The organism is Streptomyces sp. NRRL S-350 (assembly GCF_000719705.1).
Classification (GTDB): domain Bacteria; phylum Actinomycetota; class Actinomycetes; order Streptomycetales; family Streptomycetaceae; genus Kitasatospora.
In genome coordinates, this window is record NZ_JOHO01000007.1 from 117315 (window position 1) to 130564 (window position 13250).

12 protein-coding genes are annotated in these 13250 nt (G+C 74.7%); 6 read left to right on the top strand and 6 right to left on the bottom strand.

Going from position 1 to position 13250, the window contains the following annotated elements:
• The first annotated feature begins 67 nt into the window (after positions 1–67).
• On the top strand, positions 68–475 hold the full coding sequence (locus IF30_RS0109450; protein WP_158834870.1) for a hypothetical protein: 408 nt from the start codon (positions 68–70) through the stop codon (positions 473–475).
• A 343-nt stretch (positions 476–818) separates the two neighbouring features.
• A complete protein-coding gene (gene nagB / locus IF30_RS0109455) occupies positions 819–1601 on the top strand; it encodes a glucosamine-6-phosphate deaminase (protein ID WP_030234757.1) in 783 nt (260 codons plus the stop codon).
• A gap of 106 nt (positions 1602–1707) precedes the next feature.
• On the opposite strand, the gene IF30_RS0109460 is transcribed toward nagB, so the two are convergent.
• Both IF30_RS0109460 and IF30_RS0109465 read right to left on the bottom strand, forming a co-directional pair.
• Complete coding sequence (locus tag IF30_RS0109460; protein WP_030234759.1) at positions 1708–2838, bottom strand: aminotransferase class I/II-fold pyridoxal phosphate-dependent enzyme; 1131 nt, start codon at positions 2836–2838, stop codon at positions 1708–1710.
• A 204-nt stretch (positions 2839–3042) separates the two neighbouring features.
• Positions 3043–4692: a beta-propeller fold lactonase family protein gene (locus IF30_RS0109465; RefSeq protein WP_158834873.1), complete on the bottom strand. Its 1650-nt coding sequence runs from the start codon at positions 4690–4692 to the stop codon at positions 3043–3045.
• 292 nt (positions 4693–4984) lie between these two features.
• Here IF30_RS0109465 and IF30_RS0109470 point away from each other — a divergent pair, with 292 nt between their 5' ends.
• Both IF30_RS0109470 and IF30_RS0109475 read left to right on the top strand, forming a co-directional pair.
• A complete protein-coding gene (locus IF30_RS0109470) occupies positions 4985–5428 on the top strand; it encodes an RrF2 family transcriptional regulator (protein ID WP_030234763.1) in 444 nt (147 codons plus the stop codon).
• 105 nt (positions 5429–5533) lie between these two features.
• Positions 5534–6715, top strand: a complete 1182-nt coding sequence (locus IF30_RS0109475; protein ID WP_030234766.1) for a globin domain-containing protein — start codon at positions 5534–5536, stop codon at positions 6713–6715.
• 86 nt (positions 6716–6801) lie between these two features.
• Here IF30_RS0109475 and ddaH read toward each other — a convergent pair whose 3' ends face one another.
• On the bottom strand, positions 6802–7629 hold the full coding sequence (gene ddaH, locus IF30_RS0109480; protein ID WP_030234767.1) for a dimethylargininase: 828 nt from the start codon (positions 7627–7629) through the stop codon (positions 6802–6804).
• Positions 7630–7912: 283 nt separating this feature from the next.
• Positions 7913–8806, bottom strand: coding sequence for a 4Fe-4S domain-containing protein (locus IF30_RS0109485; protein WP_030234770.1), 894 nt, complete (start codon positions 8804–8806; stop codon positions 7913–7915).
• A 217-nt stretch (positions 8807–9023) separates the two neighbouring features.
• Between IF30_RS0109485 and IF30_RS0109490 the strand changes: the two genes are divergently transcribed.
• Entirely contained in the window at positions 9024–9806 is a 783-nt protein-coding gene (locus IF30_RS0109490; protein WP_030234772.1) for an SGNH/GDSL hydrolase family protein, read from the top strand.
• A gap of 56 nt (positions 9807–9862) precedes the next feature.
• On the opposite strand, the gene IF30_RS0109495 is transcribed toward IF30_RS0109490, so the two are convergent.
• A complete protein-coding gene (locus IF30_RS0109495) occupies positions 9863–10276 on the bottom strand; it encodes a DUF2809 domain-containing protein (RefSeq protein ID WP_030234774.1) in 414 nt (137 codons plus the stop codon).
• Between the two features lie 245 nt (positions 10277–10521).
• Here IF30_RS0109495 and IF30_RS0109500 point away from each other — a divergent pair, with 245 nt between their 5' ends.
• Positions 10522–12000, top strand: coding sequence for a DUF2252 domain-containing protein (locus IF30_RS0109500; RefSeq protein ID WP_420791131.1), 1479 nt, complete (start codon positions 10522–10524; stop codon positions 11998–12000).
• A gap of 10 nt (positions 12001–12010) precedes the next feature.
• Here the strand turns inward: IF30_RS0109500 and IF30_RS0109505 are convergent, their stop codons facing one another.
• Positions 12011–13192, bottom strand: a complete 1182-nt coding sequence (locus IF30_RS0109505; RefSeq protein WP_037899423.1) for an FAD-dependent monooxygenase — start codon at positions 13190–13192, stop codon at positions 12011–12013.
• Between the last annotated feature and the right edge of the window lie 58 nt (positions 13193–13250).

Here is a 13250-nt window from a genome sequence, read left to right on the forward strand (position 1 = left end):
GTCCACAATGTGTGCAAGACTCATCTCAAAGAGTGAGATCCCCTTAATTTCCAAGGAGGTTCATATCATGCGCGCTCGGATCGCAGCTGTGATGATGACGGTGGCAGGGATCGCAGGCCTGGCGGCCGGCCCGGCCATGGCCGCCACGGCCTCGTCCGAGACCGGCACCGTGGCCTGCGCCTCGGTGCTCAACCGGCCCTGCATCTCGCAGCAGGCCGACGGCGAGGGCATCGTCGGCGTCGCCCAGGTCACCGCCGACGCGGCCCAGTTGACGATCGTGAAGGTCGAGGTCCGCACCCAGGCCGCCTGGGGCAGCCCGTGGGAGACCGTCGCCTCGGCCACCACCGTGCGGCTCGGCTCGGCCAAGGCCGTCACCCCGCGCGTCGTCACCACCGACCTGCGCATCGTCTGCGCCACCGCCGGACCGGCGCTGGACGCGGCCAAGCAGATCACCACCTGTACCAGCCCGTTCTGATCGCGGGGCCCTCGACGGGCCGCAGCGCACGCCGTCCGCGCGGCCGGGCGATAGCGCCTCCGCCCGGCCGGGACGTGCAGTGGCAGCAGCAGGACGAGCCGGGGCCGCGGCCCCGGTCCGGGCCGGTCGCCGGGATCCACCTCCCGGCGGCCGGCCCACCGGCGTCCGCCCCCATGCGGAAGGGCGCCCGGAACACCGCGCCCACCGGCCCCGTACGGAGACCGGAGAGGTGGGGAGCGCTTCGCACCCGCACCCGGGTGGACCTGGGGCACCCGTTCACGGCAAACTGGTCTAGACCTCGGAGGTCTAGACCTCAGCCGCGCCTCAGAACGGTGGACCCAGTATGGAAATCGTGATCGTCCCAGACGCCCCAGCGGCCGGCGAACTCATCGCCGCGGCGATCACCGATCTGCTGACCGACAAGCCCGACGCCCTGCTCGGCGTCGCGACCGGCTCGACCCCGCTGCCGATCTACCAGGCCCTCGCCGCGCGGGTCGGCGACGGCCGCCTGGATGCCTCCCGGGCCCGGGTCTGCCAGCTCGACGAGTACGTCGGCCTGCCCGCCGGCCACCCGGAGTCCTACCGCTCGGTGGTGCTGCGCGAGGTCGTGGAGCCGCTCGGCCTGACCGAGGACTCCTTCCTGGGCCCGGACGGCAACGCGACGGACATCGCCGCCGCGGCCACCGCCTACGACCGCGCGCTGGCCGAGGCCGGTGGCGTCGACCTCCAGCTGCTCGGCATCGGCACGGACGGCCACATCGGCTTCAACGAGCCCTGCTCCTCGCTCGCCTCCCGGACCCGGATCAAGACCCTGACCCGGCAGACCAGGGAGGACAACGCCCGGTTCTTCGACAGCATCGACGAGGTCCCGCACCACGTCATCACCCAGGGCATCGGCACCATCCTGGAAGCCCGTCACCTGGTGCTGCTGGCCACCGGCGAGGCCAAGGCCGAGGCCGTCGCCCTCGCCGTGGAGGGCCCGTTGTCCGCGATGGTCCCCGCCTCGGCGCTGCAGCTGCACCCGCACGCCACCGTGGTGGTCGACGAGGCCGCCGCCTCCCGCCTCAAGCTCGCCGACTACTTCCGCGACACCTACGCGGCCAAGCCGGCCTGGCAGAAGCTCTGAGCGAGCCCGGGCAAGCCCCGCCGCCCCGGTGGCCTGGGGCGCTGTGACGGCCGGGGCGCCGGCCACCGATCCCCCGGTGGCGGCGCCCCCGCGCCCGGGCCCGGCGTCAGCGCTTGCGGAGCCAGTCCGCGAAGGACTCCAGCGCCGGGCCTGGATCGCGGCGGCCGACACCGATGCGGAAGCGGTCGGTCGGGGTGGGCGTGAGCGCCGAACGGAAGGTGCTCGCGGGCATCAGCAGGACGCCCGCCTGCTCGACCAGGGCCGTACAGAAGTCCTCCACCCCGTCCGGGCCGAGGTAGCGCGGGTACGCGACGCAGCCGCCGGCGGGGGCGCGCCACTCGAAGAGGTCCTCGAACTCGGCGAAGAAGGCGTCGAACTGCGGCAGGTTCTCCGCGATGATGCCGCGGTTGCGTTCCAGGATCCGCTCGCGGGCGGTGATCGCGATCCGGGCCAGCACCTCGCTCGGCGCCGAGCTGCAGATCGTGGTGTAGTGCTTGGCCCGCTCCAGGCGGGAGACCAACTCCCGGTCCCGGCAGACGATCCAGCCGATCCGCAGGCCGGGCAGGCCGAGTGACTTGGTGGTGGCGTTGAGGGAGAGTGCGCGCTCGGAGAGGTCGGTGGCCTGCGGCAGGGTGCGGGCCGGGTCGAGCTCCAGACCGCGGTAGACCTCGTCCGAGAAGAGCCGGATGCCGCGCTCGTCGCAGAGTCCGGCGAGCCCGGCGAAGTCGGCGGCGTCGATCACCGCGCCGGTCGGGTTGTTCGGGAAGTTGACCGACACCACCCTGGTGTTCGGGCGCAGCGCCGCCTCGACCGCGTCGAGGTCCAGGGCCCAGTCCTGCCGTTCGTCCAGCGCGACGCCGGTGACCTCGCACAGGGAGAGCGGGATGGTCTCCGCGGACTGGTAGTTGGGGGCCACCACGACGGCGTGGTCGTCCGGTTCGAGGAGCGCCCGCATGGCGAGGTTGAGCCCTTCCTGGGCGCCGCCGAAGCAGATCACGTCATCGGGGTCGGCCCGCTCGTACATGCCGGCGACCGCTCGGCGCAGCCCCGGGTCGCCGAGGATCTCGGTGTAGCCGAGGGCGAGGGTGTCCCAGGCCTCGCGGTCCTCGGGGCCGGCCAGGGCGAGCAGTTCGCCCGTCGTCATGGTCTGCGCGTCGGAGGCTCCGAGGTGGTGGCGGGCGGTGAACTCCCAGCGGGCGAGGTGGGTTTCCAGCCGGAATTCGGGGAGCTGGGGCATGGGGGCCGTTCCTTTCTGGGGCCCGCCGGGATCGCGGGGCCGGCGGGGTGCTCGAACTCGATGGGCGCGATGGGGCGGTGGGGCGGTGGGGCGGGAGATCCGCGGCGCGGTGGCGGTGGCGGTGGCGGGTCCGGCGGGGGCTGCGCGGCGGGCGGCCGGGCCCCGCCGGAGGAGTCCGGCGGGGCCCGGCCGCGAGGAGCCGTCCTACTTGCAGGTGATCAGCAGTCCGAGGAGGGCGGAGCAGCTGCGGGTGTCGCGGCTGGTGGCGGGCGACGGGTCGGCGGGCACCCCGGCGGTGCGGGCCACGGTGACGTCCCAGCTGCGGACCAGGGAGAACAGGCCGACGGTGACCGAGAAGTGCCGGGTGGTGCTCGCGCCCTTGGCGAGCGGCGCGGCCAGGGCGCAGGTGAGCTTCCCGCCCGCGATCGAGCAGTCGGTGGAGGTCGCGGTCAGCCCGGCGGGCAGGTCGGCGGCGACGGTGGCCGAGGCCAGCGGGTCGGGCCCCTGGTCGGTGAGGGTGACCGTGTAGTCCACCCGGCTCGCGAGCAGCTGGGTCACCGGGGTCGCGGTGAGTGCGACGGCCAGGTGGGCGGCGGGCGCCGCGTAGGTGAAGCGGTCGGCGGGGACGGCTGCGCTGGTGCCGCCGCCCGTGGTGACCTGCACGTCCACCGGGCCGGTCACGCTGGTGGCCGGGGCGGTCGCGGTGCAGCTGGTCCTGGTGCAGCGGAACGAGGTGGCCGGGCCGGCCGCGCCGAAGGTCACGGCGGTGGCGCCGTTGAGGTCCGTGCCGGTGACGGTCACCGTGGTGCCGCCCGTTCCGGAGCCGCTGTTCGGGCTGATCCCGGTCACGGCGGGCACCGGCAGCGGGAAGCTCAGCAGTTGGACGGCGCCGCCGGTGAAGTCGGCGAGGTAGCCGTGCCGCCCGTCGGCGGTCAGCGCCAGCGTGTACGGGCTCGCGCCCACCGGGACGGTCGCGGTGACCTTCCGGCTCGCGGTGTCCACCACGCTCAGCGTGTTGTCCGCGTAGTCGGACACGTACGCGGCCGAGCCGTCCGGGGCGACGGTGACGGCGTACGGGCCGGAGCCGACCGGGACGGTGCCGAGGAGCGTGTTCGCCGCGGTGTCGATGACGACGGCGGTGCTGTCGTCGCCGTCGGCCACCCAGAGGTTGCCGCCGTCCGGGCTGAGCGCGAGGCCGAAGGCGCTGTGGCCGACGGGAACGGTGGCGCTCACCGCGCTGCCCGCGGTGTCGACGACGTTCACCGCCTTGTCGCCGGAGGCTGCGACGTAGAGCCGCTTGCCGTCCGCCGAGACGGCGAGCCCGTGCGGCTCGGCGCCGACCGGGACGGTCGCGGTCACCGTGCCGCTCGCGGTGTCCAGCACGCTCACGGTGTTCGACGCGGCGTTGCTCACGTAGGCGCGCGAGCCGTCGGGCGAGAGGACCAGGCTCCAGGGCTGGGAGCCGACCGGGACGGTCGCGGCCACCGTGCCGCTCGCGGTGTCCACGACACTGACCGTGTTGTCCAGGTGGTGCGTCAGATAGGCGCGGTGCCCGTCGGGCGACAGGGCGACCGCGTACGAGCCGGTGCCGGCGGTGAAGCTGCGGGTCACCGTGTTGCTCGCGGTGTCCAGCACGCTGACGGTGCCGCTGCTCTGGCTGGTCACGTAGGCGTGGCCGCCGTCCGGCGCCAGGGCGACGCCCGCCGGGTAGGGCGCCACCGGCACCTGGGCCGTGACGGCCGGCGGCGGTGCGGCGGCCGCGGCGGTGCCCGGCTGGGACAGCAGTGCGGCCGTGGCCGCGGTTATCGCGGCCACGGCCGTCAGGGCGCGATGGGGCGCTCGGCGTGTTCTCACGGCTCTCTCCAAGGGGGTCGGCGGTAGGTGGGGTGCGGGTGGCGCTGACGGTGCGGGTGGCGCTGACGGTGCGGGCGGTGCGGGAGGCGCGAGCTGTTCGGCAGGTGTCGTGCGGGGCGGCCCGGGGGCCGCACGAAGCGTAGAAGGCACCCTGACTGGCCGTCAGTGAGTGACCACTAATATCGCCAACTGTTCAGATTCGACCGGTTCCCCGCAACGGTTTTCGCGCCGACCCGATCAGAGTCGTGCAGGAAATTGGAGTTTCATACTCGCATTCGCTAGCGTTTCGACTGTGAGGCTGACCAAGAGCACCGACATCGCCCTCCGCATCGCCATGCGGCTGGCGGTCCTGGACGAGGGCGACAACCCGACCACCCGCGAGGTGGCCGCGTCGGTCGACGTGCCGTACACGCACGCGGCGAAGGTGGTCAGCCGACTGCAGCACCTCGGGGTGGTGGAGGCCCGTCGCGGTCGTGGCGGCGGGCTGGCGCTCACCTTCGCCGGGCGCACGGGCTCGCTGGGCCTGCTGCTGCGCGAGCTCGAAGGAGTCGGCGACGTGGTCGGCTGCGAGGACGACCCGCCGTGCCCGCTGCGGGCCGCGTGCCGGCTGCGCGGGGCGCTGCGCACCGCCCAGGAGGCGTTCTTCGCCGCGCTCGACCGGCTCTCCATCGACGATCTGGTGGCCGCCCCCACCGGACCCGTCCTGCTCGGCCTCGGCGCCAGGCCCACCGACTGATCGCCCGCCCGCCGCCCCCGCCCGGGGCCGGGCACTTCCACGGCCTTTAATAGGCATCTGAGATACCAGTTATAAGTCACAAGTTTCGAGTCAGGAGTCCGACTGATGCTGTCCGCGAAGTCCGCCGAGGTCATCGAGGCCACCCTGCCCGCCGTGGGCGCCGCCATCGGCGACATCACCCCGCTCTTCTACGACCGGCTGTTCGCCGCCCACCCGGAGCTGCTGCGCGACCTCTTCAACCGGGGCAACCAGGCCAACGGCACCCAGCGGGAGGCGCTGGCCGGCTCGATAGCCCACTTCGCCACCGCGCTGATCGCCCACCCGGACCAGCGCCCGGACGCGATGCTCGCGCGGATCGCCCACAAGCACGTCTCGGTCGGCATCGACAACGCGCAGTACAAGATCGTCCACGAGCACCTGTTCGCCGCCATCGTGGACGTGCTCGGCGAGGCCGTCACCCCCGAGGTCGCCGCCGCCTGGGACGAGGTCTACTGGCTGATGGCCAACGGACTGATCGCCGTCGAGGACCGGCTCCGCGCCGAGGTCGCCGCCGGCGGCGACCCGGCCGACCTCTGGCGCCCGTACACCGTGGTCACCCGCTACCAGGAGACCGAGACCGTCACCAGCTACCTCGTCCGGCCCGCCGACGGCCGCCCCGTCCCCGCCTCCCGCCCGGGCCAGTACGTCTCCGTGCGCACCGAACTGCCCGACGGCGCCCGCCAGATCCGCCAGTACAGCCTCTCCGGCGGCGCCGACGGCGCGCTGCGCTTCACCGTCAAGCGCGAGGCCGGCGGCGAGGTCTCCGGCCACCTGCACGACCACCTGCGGACCGGCGACACCGTCGAACTGTCGCCTCCGCTGGGCGACCTCGTCCTGGCCGACGGCGACGGCCCGCTCCTGCTCGCCTCCGCCGGCATCGGCAACACCCCGATGACCGCGATGCTCGACCACCTGGCCGCCACCGGCTCCACCCGCCGGATCGTCTCCGTGCACGGCGACCGCGACCAGCTCGGCCACGCCTTCCGCGCCGACCTGGAGCAGCTGACCGCCAAGCTGCCGAACGCCACCGCGCACGTCTTCTACGAGCAGCCGCTCGGCGAGTGGCCTGCCGAGCGCACCGGGCTGGTGGACCTCGCCACCGTCGACGTCCCGGCCGGCACCACCGCCTACCTCTGCGGCCCGCTGCCCTTCCTGCGCGCCGTCCGCGGACAGCTGCTGGCGGCGGGCGTCCCGGCGGCGGACATCCACTACGAGGTGTTCGGCCCGGACCTCTGGCTCGGCGCCTGACCAAAGGCCTTCGGCGCCCGGCCCCGGGCCATCGGCGCGGCCCCGCCGGGGCCCCGGCTCCGGCGGGGCCGCGGCGCAGGCCGGCGTCACGCGGCCCTGAGCTCCAGGGTGCAGCACTTGGCCCCGCCGCCGCCCTTCAGCAGCTCGGAGACGTCCACCGGGATCGGCTCGTACCCGTGCTCGACGAGGCGGCCCGCCAGGTTCTTGGCCGTCTCCGGCAGCAGCACCCGGCGTCCGTCCGAGACCGCGTTGAGCCCGAACACCTCGGCGTCGGCACGGTCCGCGAGGATCGCGTCCGGGTAGAGCCGGCGCAGCAGGGCCCGGCTGTCGGCGTCGAACGCCTCCGGGTAGTACATGACGTGGTCGTCGGAGAGGACGGCTAACGCGGTGTCCAGGTGGTAGAAGCGCGGGTCGACCAGGTTCAGGCTGACCACCGGGACACCGAACAGCTCGCCCGCCTCGGCGTGCGCGGCCCGCGAGGTGCGGAAGCCGGTGCCGGCGAGCACCCGGCGGCCCACCACCAGGTGGTCGCCCTCGCCCTCGTTGACGTGGCCGGCGCGGCGCACCTCCCGGTAGCCGCGCGCCCGGAACCAGGCGTGGTAGGCGTCCGACTCGGCGGCCCGCTCCGGGTAGCGGAAGCTCGCCACCAGGGCCCGGCCGTCCAGCACGGTCGCGCCGTTCGCGGCGTAGACCATGTCGGGCAGGCCGGGCACCGGCTCGATCAGCTCGACGGTGTGGCCGAGGCGGAGGTAGGTCCGGTGGAGGCGTTCCCACTGGCGGAGCGCGAGCGCCGTGTCGGTGGGCTGGGCCGGGTCCATCCACGGGTTGATCGCGTAGTCGACCGTGAAGTGCGTCGGCGGGCACATCAGGTAGGTCCGTGGCCGGGCGGTGCGCTCCGGAGTCTGCGTGGGCATGGCTCGACCGTCCTTGGGTCGCGGGGCCGGGGTCCCGCCGGTACGGAACACCCCTCTGTCGGAGAGGCGGCTGCCCCGGCGCCGCCGTTCGCACACCCGCGCGGGCGCCCCCAACAGACGCACGCCCCCCGCGCACCCGGCGCGAGCCCCGGCGCACGAGCCCTCCGCATCGACCGCCGGGCCCGGCTCCGGCTCCGGTTCCGGCTGCGGTTCCGGCTCCGGTTCCGGCTGCGGCTCTTGGACCGTGCCGGTCAGCCCGTGCGACGCGGCCCCGGAACTGCGGCTACCAGCGGACCGCCGTGAAGTCCACCGGCGCGGGCCGCAACGCCGCGCAGCGGCCGGCGAGGGCTCGCAGCCGGCGGTCGGCCTCCTCGGCGGGCATCCGCCGCCGGTCCCCGTGGCCGGGCAGCAGCCACTCGAAGCGGAGGACGCCCAGGCTGCGCTCCAGCGAGGCGGCCTGCTCCTCGATCGAGTACCAGGTGACGGCCTCCTGCACCTCGACGTCCCCGGTGGTGCGGGACCAGTACAGGCTGTCGCCGCTGAAGCAGTACCGCTCGTCGGCCACGTACAGCACGCTGCCCACGGTGTGGCCGGGGAAGGGGTGCGCGACCAGGCCGGGGGCGATCTCCACGGGCTCGGTGCCGCGCAGCACCCGGTCGGCGTCGGGAGCGGCAGCGAGGTCGCCCTCGTGGATCCACAGCCGGGCGCCGAGCCGGTCGGCGTACTCCCGGCCGTGCCGCGCGTGGTCGCGGTGCGTGAGCAGGACGTCGGTGACCGGGCCCATCGCCGCGTAGCGGGTGGCCAGGGCGTCGCTGTACCGGGGGGTGTCGATCATGACCCAGCCGGTGGGGCGGCGACAGAGGTAGGAGTTGGCTCCGGCGGTGAGCCGGGAGTTGTGCCCGAGCACCAGCACCTCGTCGGTGAGGGCGAGCGGGAAGGGGTCGGTGGCCGGGTCGAGCCGGCCGGTGCCGGGCCGGATCGAGCGGGTGGGGCAGGCGTGGGCGGCGGCCAGCAGCCGGCGGCGCTCGGCGTCGTCGCGCGGCTGGCGGACCAGCTCGGAGCGTCCGGCGTGCTCGCGCACCAAGCCGGGTGCGAGCTGGCGGGCTACGTCGCAGTTGGTGCAGCGGTCGTCGATGGACCAGTTCTCGGACGCGTCGGTGCGTGTGGTCACGGCCATGGATGTCTCCCCCCGGGAGGACGGCGGCCGGGCGGCCGCGCCCTTCGAGCATCGGCCGGGCGGGCCCGAAAGCGGTAGGGGGTGCGGCACTTGTGCTTTCCGGACCCCGGCGCTCTGAGCGGCCGGGCGGGCGGACGAGGGTACGTGGTCCATCTCACGTGCCACCAGGCTCACCTACGGTGGCGTAGGTCACTTGATTGGGTGAACTATCTCTTTCATGCCGAACCTCCAGGAGACCCTTGACCTCAGTTCCTACGCCGCCCTAGGGGACAGCTTCACCGAGGGTCTCAACGACCCCGGTGCCGGCGGCAGGTTCGCCGGGTGGGCCGACCGCCTGGCCGGGATGCTCGCCGACGGGCGCCCGCCGGGCACCTTCCGCTACGCCAACCTGGCGGTGCGCGGCCGACTGCTGGACCAGGTCGCGGCCGAGCAGGTGCCGCAGGTGCACCGCCTCCAGCCCGATCTGGTCACCTTCTGCGCCGGCGGCAACGACATCCTGCGGCCGGGCAGCGACCCGGACGAGGTCGCCGAGCGCTTCGAGGCCGCCGTGGTCCGGCTCACCGAGTCCGCCGGGACGGTGCTGATCTGCACCGGCTTCGACACCCGTGACGTGCCGCTGCTCAAGCACCTGCGCGGCAAGATCGCCACCTACAACGGGCACATGCGGGCCGTCGCCGACCGCAACGGCTGCAAGGTGGCCGACCTGTGGTCGCTGCGCGCGGTGCAGGACCGGCGCGCATGGAGCGAGGACCGCCTGCACCTGTCCCCCGAGGGCCACCAGCGGGTCGCCCTGCTGGCCGCCCGCTCGCTGGGCCTGGCCACCGGCCAGGACCCGGAGGCCCCCTGGCCGGACGCCCGCGTGCTCACGCCCGCCGACCAGCGGCGCGAGAACATCCAGTGGGCCCGCGAGCACCTGCTGCCCTGGGTCGGGCGGCGACTGCGCGGCGAGTCCTCGGGCGACCACCTCGAGCCCAAGCGCCCGGAACTGCTTCCGCTCTGACGCTCCGTCAGCCGGCCCCGGGGCGATACCGGACGGTCGGGACGCGATCGGGACGGTCAGGCTGCTCGGCCGGGTGGTGCGGGACGAACGGTCCGCACCACCCGGTGGAGCAGGACGGCACAGCCCGCACCGACCAGGTACCAGCCCAGGTCCGGCGGATCGAAGGTCGAGCCCAGCACGAGCCGGGCGAGCGCGCTTCGGCGGCCCCACGCGTCCGGCAGCCTGGTGAGCTGGAAGAGTTCGACGGCCCAGCTGAGCGCGGCCGCCGGCACCGCCGCGCGGGCCGGGCGCACGCGCGGAGCGGCCAGCACGACCAGCGCGTACAGCAGCACGGTGTAGAGCGCGTCCCCCGCGTACTTGGCGACGTCGCCGCCCGACACCGCGCGCACGCCCAGCCCGGCCGCCACCGTCACCACCGCCGCCGACGCGGCCGGCAGGCGGGCGCACAGGCTCCCCCGGAGATCATCCACCTGCCTCAGGCTACGCCCGTGGTGCACGGCCCCCGCCCGCGCCCGTCGCCTCCGGGCGCGCACGCCCCCGGCGCCGCACAACCGCCCCCCGCGCCCACGCGCCCTGCCGGCTCCGGCTCGCGCACGAGTCGCAACCGCCGCGCCGGAACCACCGTGCGGCGCCGTACGTCACTCCCCCCGATGCACCATCCGCGCAGGTCGCGGACGGAGAGGACCGGAAGGGACGGGCGGGCGCGGTGGCGCGAGTGACCGAGGCAGTGGCAGTGGACGGGGCGGAGCCGAGACCAGGGGGTGGCGGCCGGAGCAGACCGGTGGTCGTCGCGCAGCGGAGCACGGGCGGCCAGGCCGCGCGGGCCCGACGCGGCTTCGCGGTGGCCGGGTTCGCGCCCGCACAGGACGGGCGGGCCCGCGAACGGGGGAAGGAACTGCGCGCGCGGGTGCCCCGCGAGCGGCACGCGGAGTTCGCCGTCGCTCCCGGGCGGCCGACGGCCGTGGAGGCGATCGAGTCGTCGAACGCAGGCCGGATCCCCGACCTGGTGCCGATCCGGGTGGGAAGGATGGCCTCCGGCCCGTTCGCGTTCCTGCGCGGTTCGGCCGGGCTGATGGCCGCCGACCTCGCGGGCACGCCGGTCACCGGGGTGGGCGCGCAGTTGTGCGGGGACGCGCATGCCGCCAACTTCGGCCTGTACGGCGATGCGCGCGGCCGGCTCGTCATGGACATCAACGACTTCGACGAGACGGTGCACGGCCCCTGGGAGTGGGACCTCAAGCGGCTCGCCACCAGTCTGGTGCTGGCGGGCCGGGAGACCGGGGCGAGCGAGACCACCGCGCGGGAGGCCGCCGAACACGTCGCGGGCGCGTACCGCCGGACCATGCGCACACTCGCCAAGCTGCCCGCGCTCGACGCGTGGAACGCCGTCGCCGACGAACGGCTGGTCTCCTTCGCCGACGCGCACGACCTCACCGACGTGCTGGACAAGGTGGGCGCCAAGGCGCTCGGCAACACCAGCGCGAGGTTCGCCGCCCGCAGCACCGCCCGCACGGCGGACGGCGGTTGGCGCTTCACCGCGGCTCCCCCGGTGCTCACCGAGGTGTCCGACGCGACTGCCCGGGCCGTCGCCCACGCGCTGGGCCTGTACGTGGAGACGCTGCCCGCCGAGGTGCGCACACTGCTGACCCGGTACCGGGTGCAGGACGTGGCGTTCCGCGTGGTGGGCACCGGCAGCGTGGGCACCCGCTCGTACGTGGTGCTGCTCACCGACCACCGGGACCAGCCGCTGGTGCTGCAGGTGAAGGAGGCCCGCCCGTCCGCGCTGCTGCCGTACCTCCCGGAGACGGAGCGGAACGGCCACGAGGGCCGCCGGGTGGTGCTCGGCCAGAAGCACATGCAGGTGGTCAGCGACACCCTGCTCGGCTGGACGACGGTCGACGGACTCCCGTACCAGGTACGGCAGTTCCGCAACCGCAAGGGCAGCGTCGACCCGGCCGCGCTGCTGCCGGCGCAGTTGGACGACTACGCGCGGATCACCGGCGCGCTGCTGGCCAGGGCACATGCGCACACCGCGGACCCGGGCCTGCTGGCCGGGTACTGCGGCAAGGGCGAGGCGCTCGACGCGGCGGTCGCGGCCTTCGCCGTCGCCTACGCGGACCGCACCGAGGCCGACCACGCCGATCTGCTCACGGCCGTGCGCAGCGGGCGGCTTCCCGCCGAACGCGGCGTATAGGCGTACGTGGTCAGGCCGCTGCGCCGAGGGCCGGGGGCTGCCAGTCGTACGTGGCGGCGGAGCGGCCGAGGAGGAGACGGGCGGGGAGGAGGCCGGCGAGGGTGAGGGCGGTGGTGCGCAGGAAGGTGGCGGCGGGGGTGTGGAGCGCGATGAGGTCGCCGACGCGGCGGGAGCCGGTGGCGATGGCGGTGGTGCGGGCCAGGCGGGCGGCGGTGTAGGCGGGGAGGGTGGCGACCGGGTCCGGGTGCGGGGCCAGGGGTGCGGCGAGGACCACGGCGTCCTCGATGGCCTGGCAGGCGCCCTGGCCCTGGAAGGGAGCCATCGCGTGGGCGGCGTCGCCGAGGAGGGCGACCCTGCCGTGGTGGTGGGCGGGCAGCGGGTCGGCGAGGTCCCAGACGTCGTGGCGCAGGACGCGCTCGGGTTCGGCGAGCGCGAGGAGCTGGGGCACCGGCGCGCACCAGGAGCCGTACCGGCGCAGCAGTTCGGCCTTCTCGTCGCCGTCGGCCGCCCGCTCGCCCGCCGGGGCGAGGGCGGCGCCGTAGACGTAGACCCGGCCGTCGGCGAGCGGGACGATGCCGGCCAGCCGTCCGCGTCCCCAGATCTCGCCGACGGCCTCCGGTCGGCCGGCGGGGGTCACGATGGTGCGCCAGGTGGTGAAGCCGCTGTAGCGGGGGCCGGGGTGCTGGGGGAAGAGCAGGCCGCGGGTGGCGGACCGGATGCCGTCGGCGGCGACCACCAGAGCGGCGGACCGCTCGCCGTCGGGGGTGCGGACGACGGCGGGTTCGGTGGCACTTCCGGCGCTGACGAGGGCGGCAGCCGAATCGGTGCGGACGGTGCCCCCGGGGAGCGCGTCGACCAGGGCGGCGATGACGTCGGCGCGGGCGACGCCCGCGATGGTGTCCCCGAAGTAGGCCTCGAAGGTGGCCGTGTCGGTGCGCGCGAGCCAACGGCCGGAGGGGTGGCGCAGGCCGATGGCGGGGTGCGGGGAGGCGAGGGCGCGCAGGCGTTCGCCGACACCGAGCCGGTCGAGGGCGCGCAGGGCGTTGGGGGCGAGGGCGAGGCCGGCCCCGACGGGTTCGAGCGAGGCGGCGCGCTCGTGGACGGTCACGGGGATGCCCTGCCGGTGCAGGGCGAGGGCGGCGGCGAGTCCGCCGATGCCTCCGCCGATGACGATCGCCTCAGGTGCGTCCATGGGTGAGCTCCCCTCCTGACACTACGGATGTAGTGACCGATGTGCCGCACCGTACTAC

Excerpts from the sequence above, each read along its gene's own strand:
- IF30_RS0109475 (WP_030234766.1), top strand. The coding sequence starts at position 5,534 with ATGCTGTCCGCGAAGTCCGCCGAGGTCATCGAGGCCACCCTGCCCGCC.
- IF30_RS0109485 (WP_030234770.1), bottom strand. The coding sequence starts at position 8,806 with ATGGCCGTGACCACACGCACCGACGCGTCCGAGAACTGGTCCATCGAC.
- IF30_RS0109490 (WP_030234772.1), top strand. The coding sequence starts at position 9,024 with ATGCCGAACCTCCAGGAGACCCTTGACCTCAGTTCCTACGCCGCCCTA.
- nagB (WP_030234757.1), top strand. The coding sequence starts at position 819 with ATGGAAATCGTGATCGTCCCAGACGCCCCAGCGGCCGGCGAACTCATC.
- IF30_RS0109450 (WP_158834870.1), top strand. The coding sequence starts at position 68 with ATGCGCGCTCGGATCGCAGCTGTGATGATGACGGTGGCAGGGATCGCA.
- ddaH (WP_030234767.1), bottom strand. The coding sequence starts at position 7,629 with ATGCCCACGCAGACTCCGGAGCGCACCGCCCGGCCACGGACCTACCTG.
- IF30_RS0109505 (WP_037899423.1), bottom strand. The coding sequence starts at position 13,192 with ATGGACGCACCTGAGGCGATCGTCATCGGCGGAGGCATCGGCGGACTC.
- IF30_RS0109460 (WP_030234759.1), bottom strand. The coding sequence starts at position 2,838 with ATGCCCCAGCTCCCCGAATTCCGGCTGGAAACCCACCTCGCCCGCTGG.